This is a genomic window from Rhodanobacter hydrolyticus (genome assembly GCF_044904645.1).
Genome location: NZ_JADIKK010000008.1, coordinates 3164318 through 3183303 on the forward strand (window position 1 = coordinate 3164318; position 18986 = coordinate 3183303).

An 18986-nucleotide genomic window follows, 5' to 3' on the forward strand; every position below is an offset into this window, starting at 1 on the left:
CAGGCGAGCCAATCTGCAGAAACGAACGATCGTAGCGAACACTCAAATCACGAACACTCAAGCCAAGAATGGCATCACCCGAAACCTCCGACGCATGTCCATGAGCACCCCCACCCGCGAAGCCCGCGCCAACGCCCTCCTAGACGTCGCCAACGGCGAGCAAAAGCGCCTGAAGATCTTCCTCGGTGCCGCTCCCGGCGTCGGCAAGACCTGGGCCATGCTGTCCGCCGCACGCGAGTTGAAGAAGCAGGGCGTGGATGTGGTGGTGGGCCTGGTGGAAACGCACGGCCGCGCCGAGACGGCGGCCCTGCTGGAAGGGCTGGAGATCCTGCCGCGCCGCCATGTGAGTTACCACGGCCGCGACTTCGAGGAGTTCGACCTCGACGCCGCGCTGGCGCGCAAGCCGCAGGTGTTGCTGGTGGACGAACTGGCGCACACCAATCTTCCTGGCGGCCGCCACGAACGCCGCTGGCAGGACATCGCCGAACTGCTCGACGCCGGTATTGAGGTGTACAGCGCACTCAATGTGCAGCACCTGGAAAGCCTCAACGACCAGGTGCAGCGCATCACCGGCGTGGCCGTGCGCGAGCGCGTGCCGGATGCCTTCCTCGATCGCGCGCGCGACATCGTGCTGATCGACCTGCCGCCGCGCGAGCTGATCCAGCGCCTGAAGGCCGGCAAGGTCTACGTGCCGGAAACCGCGGCCGCGGCGCTGGATTCGTTCTTCTCGCCCACCAACCTCGCCGCGCTGCGCGAGCTGTCGGTGGACACCGTGGCCGGCCACGTGGAGAGCGACCTGCGCGGCGCGATGCTGGCACGCGGCGGCGCGATGCCGGTGCGCCGCCGCGTGCTGGCGGCGATCGACGGCCATGCGCAGAGCGAATACCTGGTGCGCGTGGCGCGGCGCATCGCCGAGCGACGCGGAGTGCCGTGGGGCGTGGCCTTCGTGGATACCGGCGCAAGCATGGACGCGGCGCGGCGCGAGCGGCTGGACGCCGCGATGCGTCTGGCGCGCCGGTTGGGCGGCGACGCGGTTGTGTTGCGCGGCCATGCGATCGCCGACGAACTGCTCGCGCATGCCGATCGCGAGGGCGTGGGCCAGATCCTGCTGGCGCGCACCCGGGAGCGCCTGTTCGCGCGCATGTTCGGCCGCTCGCTCACGCAGCAGTTGCTGAGCCGCGGCGCGCACCTGGAACTCACCATCGTCGCGACGCCCACCGAGCGTGCGGCGTCGCGCCGTCGCCAGCGCCGGCCCAGCGTGCCGGGTGGTATGGGGCGCGGCGGCGAGTACGTCTACGCCACCTCGTCCACACTGGTGGCGCTGGCGCTGGCCTTCCTCGGCCAGCGCTACCTCGCGGTGGCTAACCTGTCGTTGATCTTCCTTACCGCTGTGCTGGTGGTGGCGGTTCGTACGCGCATGGCAGTGGCCGTCTACACGGCTACCCTGTGCTTCCTGTCATACAACTTTTTCTTTGCGCCACCGATCTATTCGCTGACGATTTCCAGCCCCGACGACGTACTGGCGGTGTGTCTGTTCCTGGTCGCGGCGCTGGTGTGCAGCCGGCTGGCTACGCGGCTGACGCAACAGGTGGAGTCGTTGCGCGCGACGCACGTGCATGCGCGGGCCCTGCTTACGCTCGGGCAACGGTTGACCGCCAGCGCCGACGCGGCCGGCGCGCGCGCGGTGGGGGCGGCGGCCTTGGCCAAGGCGCTTTCCTGCGAAGCCGCGTTGCTGGCACGCGACCTCACCGGTGCGTTGCAGGCGGTGGCGACCGAGCCGCAGTCGCTGCAATTGCAGCCGCAGGACATCGCCGCCGCCGATTGGTGCGAACGCCATGCCGCACCGGCCGGTCGCTACACGGACACCTTGAACGCGGCGCCATGCTGGTTGCTGCCGCTGGGCAGCGAGGAACAGCGGCTGGGCGTTGCCGCCCTGCGCTTTCCTTCCGGCGATGGCGACCTCGATCCGGACCGCCGTAGCCTCGCGCTGGCAATGGTGCAGGACATCGGCCAGGCGCTGGCGCGCGCGCGCCTTGCCGAGGAACTGGAGGGTGCGCGCGTGCAGGGCGAGACGGAGCGCCTGCGCAGTGCACTGCTTTCCTCGGTGTCGCACGACCTGCGTTCGCCGTTGTCCTCGATGATCGGCGCCGCCGGCACCCTGGTCGATTACGAAGATCGCCTGCCGCCCGCCGAACGTCGCGAACTGCTGGAAGCCATCCTTGGAGAGGGCCAGCGGCTGGATCGCTATATCCAGAACCTGCTCGACATGACCAGGCTGGGCCACGGCACGCTCAAGCTCAACCGCGACTGGGTGGACGTGGCCGAGATCGTCGGTGCCGCGGTGGCGCGCCTGCGCAAGCTGTTCCCCGCGCTGCGCGTGGAGATCGCGTTGCCGTCGGACACGGTGTTGCTGCACGTGCACCCGGCGCTGATCGAGCAGGCCCTGTTCAACATCCTCGAAAACGCCGCGCGTTTCTCGCCGACGGATCAGCCGGTGACCGTGAATGCGCGCATCGAAAGCGGACGCCTGTTGCTGGACGTCGGCGACCGCGGCCCCGGCATTCCCGAGGAGGAGCGCGCGCGCATCTTCGACATGTTCTATTCGGTATCGCGCGGCGACCGCGCCACGCAAGGCACCGGACTGGGCCTGGCGATCTGCCGCGGCATGATCGGCGCGCATGGCGGCAGCGTGGAGGCCTTGCCGCGCGAAGGCGGCGGCACCACCATTCGCATCGGCCTGCCCTTGCCCCAGGAGCTCGGGTGACAGAAATCATCTGGCTGCAAAGCGCGCCATGCGGTGCATGTTTCCGCCGCTCCTCGTCCCATGGAATTACCATGGGGCGGCGAATCGTCGGAAATCTGCTCTCGCACGGCGGCCTTTTCGACGCGAATGTTTCTGCCGCCCACGCTCCAGCACCCGACAGCGCCGCATGAATGCCGCATCGCCCCGCATCCTGGTCATCGACGACGAAGCGCAGATCCGTCGCTTCCTCGATATCGGCCTGCGCGCCGAGGGCTACCAGGTGCTGCTCGCCGCCAATGCCGCCGAAGGCCTGGCACAGGCGGCCACTGGCAGCCCGGATCTGGTGATACTCGACCTTGGGTTGCCGGACCGCGACGGCCATGAGGTACTGGCCGAGCTGCGCCAGTGGAGCCGGGTGCCGGTGCTGATGCTGTCGGTGCGCGACACCGAAACTGAGAAGGTGCGCGCGCTGGACGCCGGTGCCAACGACTACGTCACCAAGCCCTTTGGCATCCAGGAACTGATGGCGCGTTTGCGCGCGCTACTGCGTCAACGCCCGGCCAGCGAGCCGGAAGCACCGCCACGCTGGGACGATGGCCGCCTCAGCCTGGATTTCCTGCGTCGCGAAGTGCATCTGGATGGCGCCGAACTGGCGCTGACGCGCAAGGAGTACGCCGTGCTCAGTCTGCTGCTGCGCCATGCCGGACGCGTGGTGACCCAACCCCAGTTGCTGCGCGAGATATGGGGTCCCAGCCATGTTGCGGACAGCCAGTACCTGCGCATCATCATCGGCAAGCTGCGTCAGAAGCTGGGGGACGACCCGGCCAACCCGCGCTGGCTGAAGACCGAGCCGGGCGTGGGCTATCGTTTCCTCGGTTGATGGCGTCGCGACACGGAGCCGGCGAAGCGGCTTAGGCCAGCCTGCGTCGCTTCGGCAAGCATTCCTGCGCAGCGGCGTCGACCGCATCCAGACACTCGCCGAACAACTGCATCGCTTCGTGCAATTGCGCCTTGGACAGACCGCAATAGCCAAGGATGAGGCCCGGCACCGCCGGCGCCTCGCGGTAGTGCGGTGCGATGGAATACAGGCCCAGCCCGCGTTCACGCGCGTCGGCAATCAATGCATCGACCTGCGCGTGATCGTAATCGGGCAGCCACACCGTGACGTGCATGCCGGCCTGCGCATCCGTGACTTGCACGCGCGCACCGGCATATTGCCGCAGCCTGGCGAGCAGCTCCCGCCGCCGTGCACCCAGCTCGCGGGTCATGTGGCGCAGATGGCGATCGAAGCCGCCATCCTCGATGAAATGCGCGAGCGCCGCTTGCTCGATCGCCGGGCAACCCCGGTCGCACAGGTACTTGGCGTTGATGAAGTCACCGCACAATGCCTCCGGCAGCACCATGTAACCGAGCCGCAACGCGCCGAACATCACCTTGGAGAAAGTGCCGACATAGATCACCCGGTCGTCGTCATCGAGCGAGCGCAGGGCGGGCAGCGGCATTGCGTCGTAACGCAGTTCACCGTCGTAGTCGTCTTCCAGGATCCAGCAGTTCTTGCTCCGTGCATAGCGCAGCAGCTCTTGCCGGCGCGACAGGGAGAGGGCCGGCCCTGCAGGAAACTGGTGGGACGGGGTGACCATCACCAGGCGCGGGGCCTGTGCCGGCAGGGCATTGCAGATCAGTCCATCGCGATCGGTCGGGATGGACAGCAGCGATGCCCCGTGGGCGCCGAACTGCTGCCAGGCGCTGAAGTAATGTGGCTCTTCGAGGGCCACTTCATCGCCTTCGTCCAGCAGTACGCGTGATGTCAGGGTAATGGCCTGCTGGGTGCCGCTGACGATCAGCACCCGATCCGGCGAGGTCCGGATTCCGCGGCGCCGGGCAACGTAATCGCAAATCTGTTCGCGCAGGGCAGGCAATCCCTGGTTGTCGACGTATTCAAGCCTGGTATGCGTGGCAGCCCAGGCGAGTTCGCGCCCCCAGACCGTGCCCAGAGTCGGGTTGACCTGCGGGCGCCCGTACTGCATGTCCAGGCGTCGGCCGCCATGCCGTGTCGCGATCGACCAGTCGGCGAGTTGCCGCGCGCGCTTTGCGTAGCGCGTAAGTGGCGCGATGCTTCTGGCCGACACCTGCTGTGGCGGCATGGGTTCGACGCGCGATGTGCTCACGTAGCTGCCGGAGCCTACGCGGCCGACGATGTAACCCTCGGCTCTTAGCTGCTCGTAGGCAGTCAGCACCGTGATGCGGGAGAGCCCCAGTTCCTCGGCCAGCACGCGGGTAGGCGGCAGGCGTGCGCCCGCGACCAGTACGCCGTTGAGGATGGCCGACTTCACGGCACGGGTGAGCTGGCTGTAATGCGGGCCGAGTCCGTCAAGTTCGAGAAACATGCCGCCTCCTGATTGGCTATATACATTCCATTGAAATTGGTTATGTGCGCGACATTGCTACGCCCGAACAAGACGTTTAACGGGGCGGAAATTGAAATGACGGCAATCATGGCGAAGAGCATCCGATCAATTGTGCTTATTTTCCTTCGTCCGGGCATTCTTTCATATGCCGGAAGGGATGGCCTGGCCAAGTGATGCGTATGAACAGGCTGGTGCGGATCGGTGGCATTGGTCATGCCTGTTTTCAATCGATTGGTTCTGTAAAGCCCGTAAATGTTTATTTAATGTGGATGAGGATGGTTTCAAAGGGACGGCCAATCGTTGTGCCGGATTGGTGCCGAATGGAGTCGAGGCGAGTCAGGCGTGTCGATCAGCCAATTCCATGTCGTGCATGACGAGATGAAGGAGGCGGAAAGATGCGTGTGCGGTTTTATCCGGATGAGCTGAGGGATGAAGCCATTCGATTGGTGGTCGAGCATCGGCTCACCACGAGTGAGGCAGCCTCGAAGTTGGGATTGCGCACCGAAGTAGTCCGGGTCTGGGTGCATCGCTCCCGTTACCGCAAGACCCCTCTCAATGATATTGAGCAACTGCGAGCCTGCGTGAAAAGGCTTGCGATGGAGCGGGATGCTTTTGCAGGCATTGCAGCTGATTTTCTGGATAAAGCAATTTGATTCGCACGAATTTGTCGCGCGTTCGCACGAAAATGCGCGTATGACTTGTAAATGCCATCTGTTGTCGCTGTTACGGATGTTTTGATCGGTGGGGAATAAACCTGTTTGGACCGTCGACCAAGAGGTCGTGGTTCTTGTTCATGACATAAGCTGGGGAGTCGCTTAATGGATATTGCAAAGTTTCGTAATTCATCGTTGCATGGCGCGCGCCTGCGTCGCACTGCGTTGACCGTAGCTGTCGTTGCTGGCCTCGGCATGACAGGCCAGGTGTTGGCGCAGGCCACCACCGGTTCGGTCTTCGGCACCGCGCCGGTGGCGGCGGGCGAAACGGTCCGCATCGCCAACAACCAGACCGGCCTGACCCGCGAAGTGGCGGTCGGCAGCGATGGCCGCTATGGCGCCAACCAGTTGCCGGTGGGCGATTACACCGTGTCGCTGGTGCAGAACGGCAGCGTGGTGTCCACCCATGAACATGTGCAGGTGAGTGTGGCGGGCGGTACGCCGGTGGCGTTTGCCGCTGCCGGCAACAACGTGCAGAACCTCTCCAGTGTCACGGTCACGGCCAACTCGCTGCCGGCGATCGACGTATCCGCCACCCGCCAGAGCTCGGTGATTACCGCGCAGCAGTTGAAGACGCTGCCGATCGCGCACAGCGCCGAAGACATCGCCTTGCTGGCCCCGGGTGTGAACATGGGCGGCTCCACCATGGGCACGGGCCCGACCGGCATGCCGCTGGTTTCCATGGGCGGCAACAGCGTGGTGGAAAACGCCTATTACCTCAACGGCTTCAACACCACTGATCCGATCGGCGGCTCGGGCGGCGTTGCGCTGCCGTACTTCGCCATCTCCGAACAGCAGACCATCACCTCCGGCTACGGCCCCGAATACGGTCGTTCGACCGGCGGCGTGATCAGCCAGATCGGTCAGCGCGGCAGCAACGACTTCCACGCCGGCGTGTACGTGTCCGTGCGTCCGGCCTTTGCCGAGAGCAACGCCGACAATATCTATTACAGCAATCCGAAGGTGCCTGTAGGCTCCGGCGCGGTGCAAGGCATCACCCAGGGCACCACGAACTACGCCCCCGGCTACGGCCAGATCCAGACCGGCAACCGTCAGAACAGCGACTGGGAGACGGTGTACGACGCCTACCTCAGCGGTGCGCTGATCAAGGACAAACTGTTCTTCTTCATCACCGCCGAGTGGCAGCACGACAGCAGCCAGTACGGCCTGGGCAACCAGGGCGTGTCGCAGGTCGGGCCGACGGGTTCTCCTGACTGGCTGTCCACAGGCACTTCGTCGCCCAAGCTGTACGGCAAGCTGGACTGGAACATCAACGACAACAACGTGCTGGAATTCACGGGCGTCCAGAGCAAGGTCCAGGATCTCACCCGGAACGGCTACGAGTACAACTACTCGAACCAGAGTGTCGGCAACTATTGGGCAACCGGTGTGTTGACCAAGAACAGCTTCGACGTCGGCATCCTGAAGTACACCTCGTACATCACCGATGACCTCACGCTTGAAATGATGTACGGCCAGATGAGCGGTCAGTACTACGCCCAGGCCCCGGCCGGGGTCCAGGCGCCTGTGCAGTTCGATTCGGGAGTGAGCGTGCCAGGGGGTGTTGTCTTCCCGAACGTGCTTGATGGGTCGCTCCCCAACCCGGATCACACCACCAAGGTCGCCAACCTGCGCGTCGACCTGGATTGGAAGATCACGGCCGATCACGACGTCAAGTTCGGCATCGACAACATGCAGAACCGTGACGATCACGACGGCGCCAGCCCTGTCGGTGGCGGCGTCCAGTTCTGGGAGTACCTCACCCCCAACAGCTTGCCCACCTATGCCTCGAGCGCGCCTTATTCCACCACGCCGGTGGCCGGCAATTACGTCGTGGAACATCTGCTCAGCCAGAACGCTACGCTGGCTGTCCGCCAGAAGGCGCAGTATGTGGAAGACAAGTGGCAGGTCACGTCCAACCTGCTGCTTGACCTCGGCCTGCGCAACGACCAGTTCAGCAACCTAGGCCCCGGTGGCATCGCCTACGTGCGGGAAACCAAGCCGCAATGGGCGCCGCGCCTGGGCTTCAGCTGGGACGTGTTCGGCGACAGCTCGATGAAGATCTTCGGTAACGCGGGTCGTTACTACCTGGCGCTGCCTGCGGGTCTGGCCACGCGCAATCCGGCCATGGGCTCGATCAACGGCCAGGTCGTCTATACCTACTCGGGCATCGGTCCGACGGGTCTTCCGATCAACCCGGTCGTTGTGCCTATGAATCTGGCTCCGGGCGTGACCACGCCGGGCTACTACTCGCCGGATGGCGAGAACGGCGTCCCCGGCAATTCCAAGGACTATGCCTCGACCAACCTCAAGGCCTCGTATCAGGACGAGTACGTGCTGGGCTTCCAGAAGATGCTGGGCGATACCGGCCTGGTGTTCGGCATGCAGGGCACCTTTGATCGCCTGGGCAACATCATCGACGACACCAATCTCAGCGGTTACGGCAATCTTCCCAACTATGGTTGTGCCGCTGGCCTGGTCAATCCCGGCAAGACCAACTACATCCCATGCAGCGGGGCTCCCGGGGGTGAGATCACCTGGAATCCGGCCAATTACTGGGCGAACAGTGGCGTGCAAGGCGTCACCGCGTTCCCGACGCCGTCGCGCAAGTACTACGGGCTGGATACCTATCTGGAACACACCTGGGACGGCAAGTGGTACGGCAAGATCGACTACCTGTTCTCCAAGTCGTACGGCAGCAGCGAAGGTCCGACCGACACCAACACGGGACAGGTCACCAACCAGAGGAACGGCGGCTTTTCCGGTTCGACCACGATGACCTGGGATTTCCCCGACATCATGCAATACGCCAACGGCGAGCAGTCCAACAGCCGTCGCCATACCATCAAACTGTTCGGCGCGTACTCCATCACGCCGGAGTGGACGATCGGTGCCACCTACATCATCCAGTCGGGTGCGCCGATAGCGTGTTTGAGCGGCTACGGCCCGACCGACAACTCGGATCTGTATGGCGGTTCCTTCCAGCACTTCTGCGGCGGTACGATCCTCCCCCCCCTGCAGCAGACCGCGGCTGGAGCGGGCACGGGTGCGGTGGGCTCCCCTCCGGGTGCCGCTGGCAATACGCCGTGGACGCATCAGCTCAACCTGAGCGTGACCTACGTACCGGCATGGGCGAACAAGCACCTCACCTTCCAGGCGGAAGTGCACAATGTGTTCAACGAGCAGCATACGTTGCTGATCGCGAGCCCGGCCGGGGGATTCAACTCGTCGTACACCTACTTCTCGGGCAGCACGGGTTACTACAGCCCGACCTTCATGACCGCGAGCGCGGTGGAGCAGCCGCGCTACATGGATTTCAACGTGAAGTTCGACTGGTAAGCCACATCCTCCAACCTCATGCCGCCGCAAACGGCTGCATGAGGTCAAGATGTGCAGAAAAGAGCAAGGCCGCCGGGCAACCGGCGGCCTTGTTCGTTTAGGTATGTGGGGCGCTCGCGCCGAAGCGATCGCATGGCTGCTCACCAGTACCAGTGGTCGCGGCTGCCATTCCTGGGCCGCGCACGGATTTCCCCGCACGCGTTGCCGCGAACTCTTTCGGAAAAGGCATCGGTCTGCCGATTCAAGGTAAGGCTCTGCCGCTACCGCCGATGCCATGCGCAGGCCCGGGACTACATAGGCTGCCGGCCCGCGATGGATGCTTTCAACCTTTGGCAAGGTATGATGGCCAAATCTCAACCCCGGTCGCAATCCGACTTCACATGCGGCTGGCCAACCCAGGAACGAATCCATGGCGCGCGGCATAAACAAAGTCATCATCGTCGGCAATCTCGGTGCTGATCCGGAAACTCGTTACACCGGCAGCGGCACTGCCATCACCAACCTGCGCATCGCCACCTCGGAACAGTGGACCGACAAGCAGAGCGGCGAGCGCCAGGAGCGCACCGAGTGGCATCGCGTGAAGCTGTTCGGCAAGCTGGCCGAGATCGCTGGCGAATACCTGAAGAAGGGGCGGCAGGTCTACATCGAAGGCTCGCTGCGCACCGACAAATACACCGACAAGGACGGCGTCGAGCGTTATTCCACCGACATCGTCGCCAACGAGATGCAGATGCTGGGTGGCGGTAGCGAAGGTGGCGGCGGCAGTGGCAGTGGTGGCGGCTTCCAGCGCGAGCGACCACAAGGCGGCCAGCGTTCGCAGGGCGGCGGCAACTACGGCAACAACAACTACGGCAACCAGTCGCGTGGCGGCGGCGCCCCGGCACCGTCAGCGCCGGCGAGCAGCGGCGGTTTCGAGGACGACGACATTCCGTTCTAGACAACGCGTGTTTGAAAGTGTTGATTTAAGTTTGAAAAGCCCCTGCTCTTGCAGGGGCTTTTTCTTTCCTTCGAACGCTAAGCGGTAGCTGGTGCAAAACCTAAGGCCCGTCGATTGCAACCCGTGGTTGTCACCATCACAGCCATGAGACGCCCTCGGCGTTACAACTTGGAGGGACTTCACAAAGTTTCTGTTAGAGCTTTTCGGTGTGGGTCGATGGGATGAGGGAACACCTGCCTTCCAAGATCCAAAGCACGTTTCGACCTTCCAACATACCAAGCGTTCATTCTGCGGTCCCAGCTGCGTACTCGGCAAAACTGATTCCAACTCAAAATGACCACTCTTGAGAGCTCAAGGCTGTCAGTGAGGATCACGATCACGAGGAACTCAAAAAGCTGTTTGTCCTTATTCTCCGAGTCCGGATAAATGGTTCCGGTCTTCCTTGCCCGCTGCAATGTCTTTATCGAATACCTCTCCCCATCGCGAGAGAGAGCGTCAACATTCTTTGTCCCCTTGGAAGCCAAGCCAAGCACAGGCAGGTCGGTCCGCCTTTTAAAGAGCTCGATGACAAGCCTTTCCCCCAGTTCGCCGATATTTAGCGATAAGTCACGCCTTCTGGCCTCTTGCTCAATTTCTGAATAAAGCTTCAAAAGATTATTATTTGAGAGCGAAGTCAGATCGATCATTACCGCTCCCTGTATTGATGTGCAAAACCGGCCCTATCGAATGATTAGTCGCTAGAAAAGTCTGGCGTTCCGATACGACTGAAGTAAGATCCAAAGCGTCCGGTCAAAGATGGAATAAACTGAGGCGCAAGTGACGCGAATCTTCTAGCTGGAAGCTCCAATTGGGCTTGTTTTGCATCAACTACTTTAATGTCATGGAATTGCGCCAACCAAGGCCCTCGCTTGCTTCCGACATGATCGCTGAGCCGGGGAAGAAAATGCTGTTTTGGCTTCCCTTCATGCTGTGCAATTTTTGAAATTTCTGACTTGGCACCTTTACTTTCAGATTGCTCAAGTTCATTCCACTTCTTGCTTATGTCGCTGCATCTAGCCAAAAGTATGCTCTGTACTTTGCCGTCATGCGCCATGTCGCAACGTGGAGTGACAACAATCCACACCTCGCCATCTGTTTCAAGAAGGTCGCCAGTATCCAGACGAGGCTTCATTGGCGGGGCAAAATAGGTCTCTTCAGGGTGAACTTGCTCCCCTCCCTCATATAGCATCGAGTCATGTGCGTGAGCAATGACGTGCCTAGCTACCAGCTTTGATAGCACAGAGGCGTCACCAATGTCTTTTGTCCATTGCCGCCAACGTGGCCAAATCGACTTGAAGAATACTTTCGCAGCCTCGGCGTCAAAAGCTTCCATTACGGACCTGAGGTGAAACAGCAATTGGGATTGATCCTTCAGCCAGGACATAACCGGGGATAGACCATCCCCTCTGTCAATTACCACTACTTGAGGACACCCAAAGTCAGCAACCTCGGCTTTCTGACCGGTGTAAACCACCACCCCCATTGGCTGCTCAGTCAAAATCCGTTTGACGAGTTGATTGCCATCATCATTAGGGCCTATGGGGCCCTCGCTATTTTTTAGACGAAGGTCAACAACCGCCGCGTCAAAACGCCCACCCTTAAGGCAAGAGATAGCTTTATCAACGGACATGGCCACGGTCGTCTCTATCGAGAAACCGTGCTCCGTGGCTTCAGCATTATGCGCGGCTACGGCATCCTCCCAGAGCTCAATGTTTTTTTGCTCATCTTCTATGAGCAATACGCGCAATGCGCGCGCCATATCGTGCGCCATGTTCGAGTTACTCCCTTGAACGCTGCATCTCGATCACAAACGTCACATCTCTGGCATCACCATCGAATGCGACGTCCCCCTTGCTGCCGCGCATTGCCTCTCTTGCAATGGCTAGGCCTATCCCAGAACCTTCTGTTTTGAGAGTGAAACCAGGGCTAAACAATCGCTGATGGAAGCGATCATCGATAGGCGGCCCATTGTTGGATAGAGCAATCCTTACATATTTTTTTGTCTCACCAGTAGTAATTCGTATGACGCGAGGCCGCGCTGGACTTGTTCCAAGCCAATGGACAGCATTATCTATGATGTTCAACAAAGCCGCCATTAGGTCAGCTTCATAACCTCGCACAAGCAGTGAAGAGCCCTCGTTATTGAATTCAATGACAATCCCTTCGCGCTGAATGGCATCGGAAAATAAATCAAGGCAACGCTGCATTACCCTGCTTGCGTCAAAATCTGTCGGCCTGCCTCTTCTTCTGCCCGAAACAGGATCGAGTGCCTTGAATAATTTGTTTAGACCACCGGCAGACTGGTGTATTGATTGGGCATTTTTACCAAAAGAAGATCTGAAGTGCTCCCCGAATGCCGATTTCTCTTGGATTCGAGAGGCCCCATCTGCGAGGCCTTTGGAGCGGGTTGTGATATCTGAAAGAAAGCGTCTACCATCATGCAGAACTTGGGCGACAACGAGTCCCAAGGTAGACCGGGAAGCTAGCGCCTGCTGGTAGGATTCGAGATCCTCGATAGCCGTTTTTAAAGCGGCACTGTCCTTCCGGAGAGCCCGCGTGAAACGCTCGCGATACCTGGGTGGCAGCTGGTTTATTTCGCGTTCGATTGTTCTCAAACCAGCGTGCTTGCGTACATCGCTGGTGTCTCCGGCTTTTTTCCTGCTAAACCCAGCGGATTGCCTGAAATTTTGCCTATCCTGCTCGACTGTAACTAGCAGATCAGTAACAAGTCTTTTGAGCCTAAGGAATGAGCCGTTATGATCAAGACCCTCTCTGCTACTCCGCTCAGTTAGGCCCGAGTCCCCCTCATCTTCTATTTCTACCACCCCCCAAACCTGATTATGTCCAAGACGAAGTGAGGGGTCCTGCACCCTGCGCCTTTCAAGTTCTAGCCAATCAGTTTCAGGGTCGCCGTATGGACGTATGCGAAAACCTTCGCGATAAATTCCAATACCTATATTCTCGTTAAGAAGACGTCTGGCGTCGAGTCGACCAACCCCATCAAGGCCCAGCCTCTCAATGAGATCATCGACAGCTTCACCTTCCCTATCGTAGATGTTAATCCGAAGCTTTATTTTTCCGCATTTCTCCTCACCTTCCTCTAACGCGGACGGTTCAATTCGTATTGGTACAGGCTTGCTATCGCCTCTTTGATTTACGAATGCCCCCTTGAACCGACCTGAGGCATCGAACGTTCCTGAGACCTTGTAGTGATACACATGATCCAGATTAAACAATGGGCGGATCACTGTCGGATCTACATCTTTTTCATTGAGCGAGGCGAGAGCTCCGGCAACAATGGACTGTCCGTCGAACCCGGCAGTGGCTTCGGTGAATGAAGACAGATCCAGATGAATTCGAAACGATGTCTCTCGTGCACCAACCGGCGACGCAAGTCGCCGCAACTCTCTTACTAACGCCTCTAATCGATGCGAGGTCCAACTATCTCGCAACTCTCTAATGGAGATGCTAACGCCGGGGCGATCGCCGCGCCCCCCAACTTTTGAGGAAAAAAGGATGTTGACTTCATCAAGGTACTTGCGTGTATAAAATTCATCCCAATCTATTTTTAATTCGGTTACTTCAAGGCGCCTCCCTGGAGACTTGTACGCCGCAACTAGATCCAGATAGCGCCCTAGTTTCGCGGTTGCAAATCTGCCCACTCCTTTTGCGCCAAGCATCCGCCTTCCACTGGGGCTCACCCTTCTTTCAATCTTGTCGGTTGTCGCGGGCTCCATCCATTTTTCGACAAGATCAGCGGCAGACATCCCATGTCCGTCGTCTTCCACAGTAAGGAGTCCTCCTGCCTCATCTTCAGACTTAGGCTCGATCCTTATGCGAACAGAAGATGCATCGGCGTCATAAGAATTCTTGACAAGCTCAATAAGCGCAGCCTCAGGCCCGCTTATGAGCTGATCTCCGATAGTCCTGATGATTCGTGCCCTAGGACGAAGTCTCGCCATCACCCATTCCTCAGCATTTGACCTGCGCGCCACTCCGATGCTCCACCGCGCAGTATTTCTTGTGATCTAGGGTAGCAGTGTTTCAAGTAGACAAATCTGGTGTCCCATCATCCCAACCTTTACCTATACCCGATTCTGTCCAAGGGGATCTTGGTTTGGTTTAGAGTTGTTCCAGGGTCAGAGCTTTGACTACTTCGGTCATAACAGGCGGGCACACACCGTTTCCCAAAATGCGGACTCGATCTCGTCTCGTTCCCACTTCTAGCTTGTAGTTATCATCAAACCCCATAGCACGACGAAGCTCGGGAACCTGCAGCATCCGCATTCTTGGACCATCTTCGCCCGGCTCGACCAAGGCAAAACGATCGACTGTAGTAATCGTGCGAAGTGGTCGAGTTACAGGCTGCCAGCCACCGCTACCATCGCTTCCGTAATAGACCAGCAAAAAAGGCTCATCCTCTCCCAACGAGTCAAACGCACGCGCCGCACGCACCAGAGTGTCTTTGGCGCGCCGTTCCGAGTAGAGGGGTGAAGTGTTCCACGTGCCGGATTTGTCGAGGATCGACTTGACGGACTTTCGACGGCCAGAATGCCTGCTCTTCACAAGTCCAGGCGCCTGCTTCAAGTCACCTACCAAGAATAGTCGGCGGCGGCTCTGTGCTACACCAAAATCCGAAGCATCGAGCACCTGTTCGGCGAGATGGTATCCGAGCATCTCCAGCTCGTGTTTGAGCTCCCCATACCTTGACCACGGGCGCATGTGAACGACATTTTCCAGGACCAGCCATCGGGGGCGGAACGTCCTCGCATATTCAACAGCATAGAGAGCTGTCGCGCGACTCGCCTCGCTACGGGGTGCGGCTCCTTTCGCACACGTGTGATTTGTGCACTCGGGCGACGCCAGCAAGATGTCGATGGAGCCAATCTGCTTCTGGACAGTCGAGATGGCTATATCCTCCAGGCGACCGGTGAACACATTCGCGCCGGGGAAGTTGGCTCGATACGTGTCTGTCGCTACGGGGCACATATCTATGGCTCCCGCCAAGTCCACCCCTGCGAGCCGCGCGCCGGCACTGCTCCCGCCCCCCCCGCAGAAGATATCCAATCCCTTCATTCCAAATCCCCATCATTCTGTCACCAGCGGCCAGGCTACCAGGTCCGGACCGACGATGCACGGCTTCGCCCGCACGTCAACGCCCTGTCGTAGCCAGCGAGAGCCTACTGGCCACTTCCACTGGATTACGCGTTTCACATTCCCAGATGACCTCTACTCGCCAACCGAGTCCAGTCAACTGGTCAATCGCGCCCCGGTCACGCCGTATATTTGCCTCAAACTTCTGCCGCCAAAACTCTGGGCGTGTCTTGGGTTGGGCCGCGAGGCGACAGCCCTCATGGCGGTGCCAAAAGCAGCCATGAACGAAAACGGCGAGCCGCCATCTGGGAAAGACCAAATCTGGGGAGCCGGGGAGATCCCGCCGATGCAATCGAAATCGGAGCCCCATGGAATGAGCGACCCTCCTGACGATCAGCTCGGGCTGAGTATCCTTTGAGCGGATCCCTGCCATGATCTGGCTGCGTCTGTAGGAAGTGACAATGTCCAAGGGCTCACCTAAAGCGACCACCTCGGTGCGGTGTCGTTTTCACCGCTGGGTTGTGGGCTCTTCGAACAACTCAACGCCGCCACCGGGTAAAGTGCGTACCAAGCGACCATATTCATCTTCGCCAACATAGCCTCCTTCGGCGCGCATCTTCGTAGCAAAGGCAATGCTTTCTGGGTTCGGGCGGGCTAGGTAACCACCGAGCAATTCCATGAACAGTGGCTCTTCGTCGGCAGTCAGTTGCTCGGCGTCAAACTCTCTTTGTACAGCTGCAGCCACGTGACCAAATGTGTAGTCCGGCAGTCCATTGTGAACGAACTCCTGCAGGTCAATTTCCCCGTTCACAAAGCGCTGAGCATGTGCCTCCTCGTCGTCTGAAAGGGCAAACCCTTCCAAGCTGATCGAGGCACGAGCGCAACCCACCGCGCCCAATCGGCGAGCACGTTCCTCAGGTGTGATCTTCGTGTTCAGAGAGGTCTCCTTGCGGGCTCTCGTTTCTCTGCCTACATGAGCCGCATGAGCCGCATGAGCCAATGATACGCCCAGCCAGAGTACCTCGCCCCTGGCTCAGGCCAGGACTGTCGGAACGGGCTTCATCGAGAAGATGGTCTTCCCCCCCCTGTGCATGGGCCACTACTCGCATCTAACTTTCGGCACATTGGTTTCCGCTTTCTCCAAGCGTACACGACTGCCTGCAGTCTTCCCGAGAGAGGCTGCAACAGCCTTCATGCGATTAGCCCAATACTTTCATGAGCTTAGGTACGCCAGAGTGATATAAGTATATTACTCTATAAGAATCAATAACTTAGATTGATCTCATGGAGGGGTTGGGGTACGCTTTGTGCCTACAAATCCAGCGTTTCCACGCCCTTCCAAGGTGTTACCGTGAAGAAAGCCATTTCTCAGGCTGATGTGGATCGCTACCTGCCCAGGTCGCCCATTCTGACCTCGGCCGAGACAGCTCGGCTCATGGCGTTTGGCTCCACAGAGGCGCTGACCCGGGCTCGCCAAGAGGGGCGTCTGCCGATTCAAATGTTTCAGATCCCAGGGCGACGAGGCTGGTTCGCGCGCACCAGCGACGTCGAATCTTGGTTCGACTCGACGCTACCGTCACCGCAACCAAATTCGATCACCCGCTCCGTTATGGCCCGGCCGAAGAACCGGTAACTACAAGTTCGCAGTTGTGCTCCTGCTGCGGCAGGAGCGAGCACCACAGGCTTTCTATCGAGGAGGTGCACGAGCAAATGACTTGAAGCGAAGCAGTACAAATGCCCTCGCAGATACAACGAAGCCCGCACCTCGGCGGAGGTACGGGCCCCAAAGCGCAGTTGTTGTGTGACTGCTGCGCCATCGTGGTCCCCCTTGCGTTCAATGTCAATACGCGTCCGGCGTAGGGGGGAGTCTGCTTGGAAATCTGAACCAGCATCCTGGCTGGACAGCAAGGCTTTCGTCTTGCGACGGCTGGGCTGCTCTAAAGGATAACCAAACCATGGCCATGAAGATTCGCGGCACCACGCGGGGCGCCGCACGACGTAACTTTGCATGCGAAGCACAGTATTTCACTGAAGAGCAGGCCGAACAAAAGCTCGCCGAATTTCGGTGGCAGTCACCGGACCAACAAGTTTGTCCTCAGTGTGGTGTGCTGGATAGGCACCATCGCATTAAGGGGCGTCGACAGTGGCGATGTCGGCACAAAGGTTGCGGACACACGTTCAGCGTGACCAGCGGGACGTCCCTTGATCGATGCAGACTCTCGTGCAGACAGATCGTTCGGCTTCTTATTCACTTCGAGGCATCTCCGAAGGGAACTACCTTGGTGTCCACATCTAACGCGGTGTGCATCACGGAGAAGAGCGCCCAGCAAAACCTCATGAAGCTCCGTGAAGCCATCAAGGAGAACTTGGCGGGAGGCAATGGATCCAAGCTTTCGGGGACCATCCACATGGATGGCATGTATGTGTGCGGGAAATTCCGGAAGTCGAACCGCCGTATAAAGGCAACCGTCGACTCTGTGTTGGCGAGGCACGGCACTGCGGCTGTGAAGCGTCGACTCCCTGCGATCAACCCCCAATCAAAATGGAACCAGCGTCGTGCCAAGAACAAGCGAGTAGTCATCGCCATGGTCGAGGTAGACGATGAAAGTGGCGGGGCAAGGCGTGTTGTCACCGCAATGTGTCGCTCAGAGAATGCAGCCGACGTGCTGCTCCTAGCGCAGCAGCACATTACGGTTGGCGCCAGGGTCTTCACTGACGAGAGTCCGGCTTACAATGGGCTTGGTGCGTTCTTTGAACACCATAGCGTCAACCACAGCGAGGAATATTCAACGCCTGAGGGTGTCAACGAGAACTTGGCGGAGAGCTTCTTCTCCAGAGTGCGGCGTAGTGAGTACGGTGTGCACCACGGCTTCCGTCCGATGTACATGGCTTTCCATGTGCACGAACTCGCCTGGCGTGAAATGCAACGTCGGGGAACGCAACATGAGAAGGTTCAGCAGCTTGCTTCGTGGTTGCTGACGCCGGGCCATTCTCGTTATTGGCGAGGCTATCACGGTGGAAATCGCCGGCGGCTCTTGAGGCGCCCACGTCCGGAGATCGTCATGGGGAACGTGGATGCTCCATGGCAAGACACCAGGAGCATGGCTCGCAAGGGCCGCGGTCCGGAGACCGTGTAAGCAGTCCCTTCCGAGCCATGATGCAAAGCCTCACGCGGACTCTTACCTTCACATGCTCTACTTGATCTGGGTCAGGACTTGATTTCGAAGGTAGCGCATCAAATACGGCTGCCACGATGTCCCTCGTGGTAGCCGTACCGCTGGACGATTGTCGCAAAACCGCATAGATCAGGCGTGTAAGGCCGCCATGCCCAAGCAAACATAGATTGTAGTGGGGGCGGATAGGGCGCAACTCTTCTGCTTTGATCTTGATTTCGTGCATCTGCATGACGGCTTCGACTTGTTGCCGCCTAGCACGCAACCTCGCGATCTCCCTCTTACATGCGGCAACCTGTTCTCGCAGTCGAGCCAGATCATCTTGCTGCCGCAGTATCTGGCCAGCAAGCCGAGTTTGCTTGTCGATCAGCCACTTGAGGGAGGATGGAGTATTCCCGTTCATGAGGGAAGACTAGGCCCAGCATCGAGCCTAGTCTTGTGCAACAGCTACCGCTAAGCGCCTTCGAACAATCCCTTTCGAGATCCTGGTGTGCTGCTTCGTAATACCCAGGTTTTCGGGGGAGAGGTGTATTGAACCGC

Annotated in this window: 13 protein-coding genes; 6 read left to right on the plus strand and 7 right to left on the minus strand. The window is 59.4% G+C overall.

Annotated elements, in window-relative coordinates; genetic code table 11:
• Positions 1–100 precede the first annotated feature (100 nt).
• Together ISP25_RS16835 and ISP25_RS16840 are read left to right on the plus strand one after the other, a co-directional pair.
• A complete protein-coding gene (locus ISP25_RS16835) occupies positions 101–2764 on the plus strand; it encodes an ATP-binding protein (protein ID WP_404615499.1) in 2664 nt (887 codons plus the stop codon).
• A gap of 166 nt (positions 2765–2930) precedes the next feature.
• Positions 2931–3623: a response regulator gene (locus ISP25_RS16840; RefSeq protein ID WP_404615501.1), complete on the plus strand. Its 693-nt coding sequence runs from the start codon at positions 2931–2933 to the stop codon at positions 3621–3623.
• A gap of 31 nt (positions 3624–3654) precedes the next feature.
• Here ISP25_RS16840 and pdxR read toward each other — a convergent pair whose 3' ends face one another.
• Positions 3655–5130, minus strand: a complete 1476-nt coding sequence (pdxR, locus tag ISP25_RS16845) for a MocR-like pyridoxine biosynthesis transcription factor PdxR (RefSeq protein ID WP_192159861.1) — start codon at positions 5128–5130, stop codon at positions 3655–3657.
• Between the two features lie 416 nt (positions 5131–5546).
• On the opposite strand from pdxR, the gene ISP25_RS16850 reads away from it, so the two are divergent.
• The 3 genes from ISP25_RS16850 to ssb all read left to right on the plus strand — a co-directional run bounded on the left by ISP25_RS16850 (position 5547) and on the right by ssb (position 10140).
• Complete coding sequence (locus tag ISP25_RS16850) at positions 5547–5804, plus strand: transposase (RefSeq protein WP_404615503.1); 258 nt, start codon at positions 5547–5549, stop codon at positions 5802–5804.
• A gap of 165 nt (positions 5805–5969) precedes the next feature.
• Positions 5970–9203 carry a TonB-dependent receptor gene (locus tag ISP25_RS16855; RefSeq protein ID WP_404615505.1) on the plus strand — a complete coding sequence of 1078 codons (3234 nt, stop codon included), beginning with the start codon at positions 5970–5972 and terminating at the stop codon, positions 9201–9203.
• A gap of 409 nt (positions 9204–9612) precedes the next feature.
• Entirely contained in the window at positions 9613–10140 is a 528-nt protein-coding gene (ssb, locus tag ISP25_RS16860; protein ID WP_404615507.1) for a single-stranded DNA-binding protein, read from the plus strand.
• Positions 10141–10319: 179 nt separating this feature from the next.
• Here the strand turns inward: ssb and ISP25_RS16865 are convergent, their stop codons facing one another.
• The 6 genes from ISP25_RS16865 to ISP25_RS16890 form a co-directional block, all read right to left on the minus strand.
• Entirely contained in the window at positions 10320–10826 is a 507-nt protein-coding gene (locus tag ISP25_RS16865; protein WP_404615509.1) for a hypothetical protein, read from the minus strand.
• Between the two features lie 44 nt (positions 10827–10870).
• On the minus strand, positions 10871–11950 hold the full coding sequence (locus ISP25_RS16870) for a DNA-binding transcriptional response regulator (protein WP_404615511.1): 1080 nt from the start codon (positions 11948–11950) through the stop codon (positions 10871–10873).
• A gap of 7 nt (positions 11951–11957) precedes the next feature.
• Positions 11958–14141 carry an ATP-binding protein gene (locus tag ISP25_RS16875; RefSeq protein ID WP_404615513.1) on the minus strand — a complete coding sequence of 728 codons (2184 nt, stop codon included), beginning with the start codon at positions 14139–14141 and terminating at the stop codon, positions 11958–11960.
• Between the two features lie 160 nt (positions 14142–14301).
• Positions 14302–15255, minus strand: coding sequence for a DNA cytosine methyltransferase (locus tag ISP25_RS16880; RefSeq protein ID WP_404615515.1), 954 nt, complete (start codon positions 15253–15255; stop codon positions 14302–14304).
• A 76-nt stretch (positions 15256–15331) separates the two neighbouring features.
• Entirely contained in the window at positions 15332–15763 is a 432-nt protein-coding gene (locus ISP25_RS16885; protein ID WP_404615517.1) for a very short patch repair endonuclease, read from the minus strand.
• A gap of 18 nt (positions 15764–15781) precedes the next feature.
• Entirely contained in the window at positions 15782–16162 is a 381-nt protein-coding gene (locus ISP25_RS16890; RefSeq protein ID WP_404616336.1) for an antitoxin VbhA family protein, read from the minus strand.
• A gap of 1066 nt (positions 16163–17228) precedes the next feature.
• Here ISP25_RS16890 and ISP25_RS16895 point away from each other — a divergent pair.
• Positions 17229–18410 carry an IS1595 family transposase gene (locus tag ISP25_RS16895; protein WP_404615519.1) on the plus strand — a complete coding sequence of 394 codons (1182 nt, stop codon included), beginning with the start codon at positions 17229–17231 and terminating at the stop codon, positions 18408–18410.
• The last annotated feature ends 576 nt before the right edge of the window (positions 18411–18986 follow it).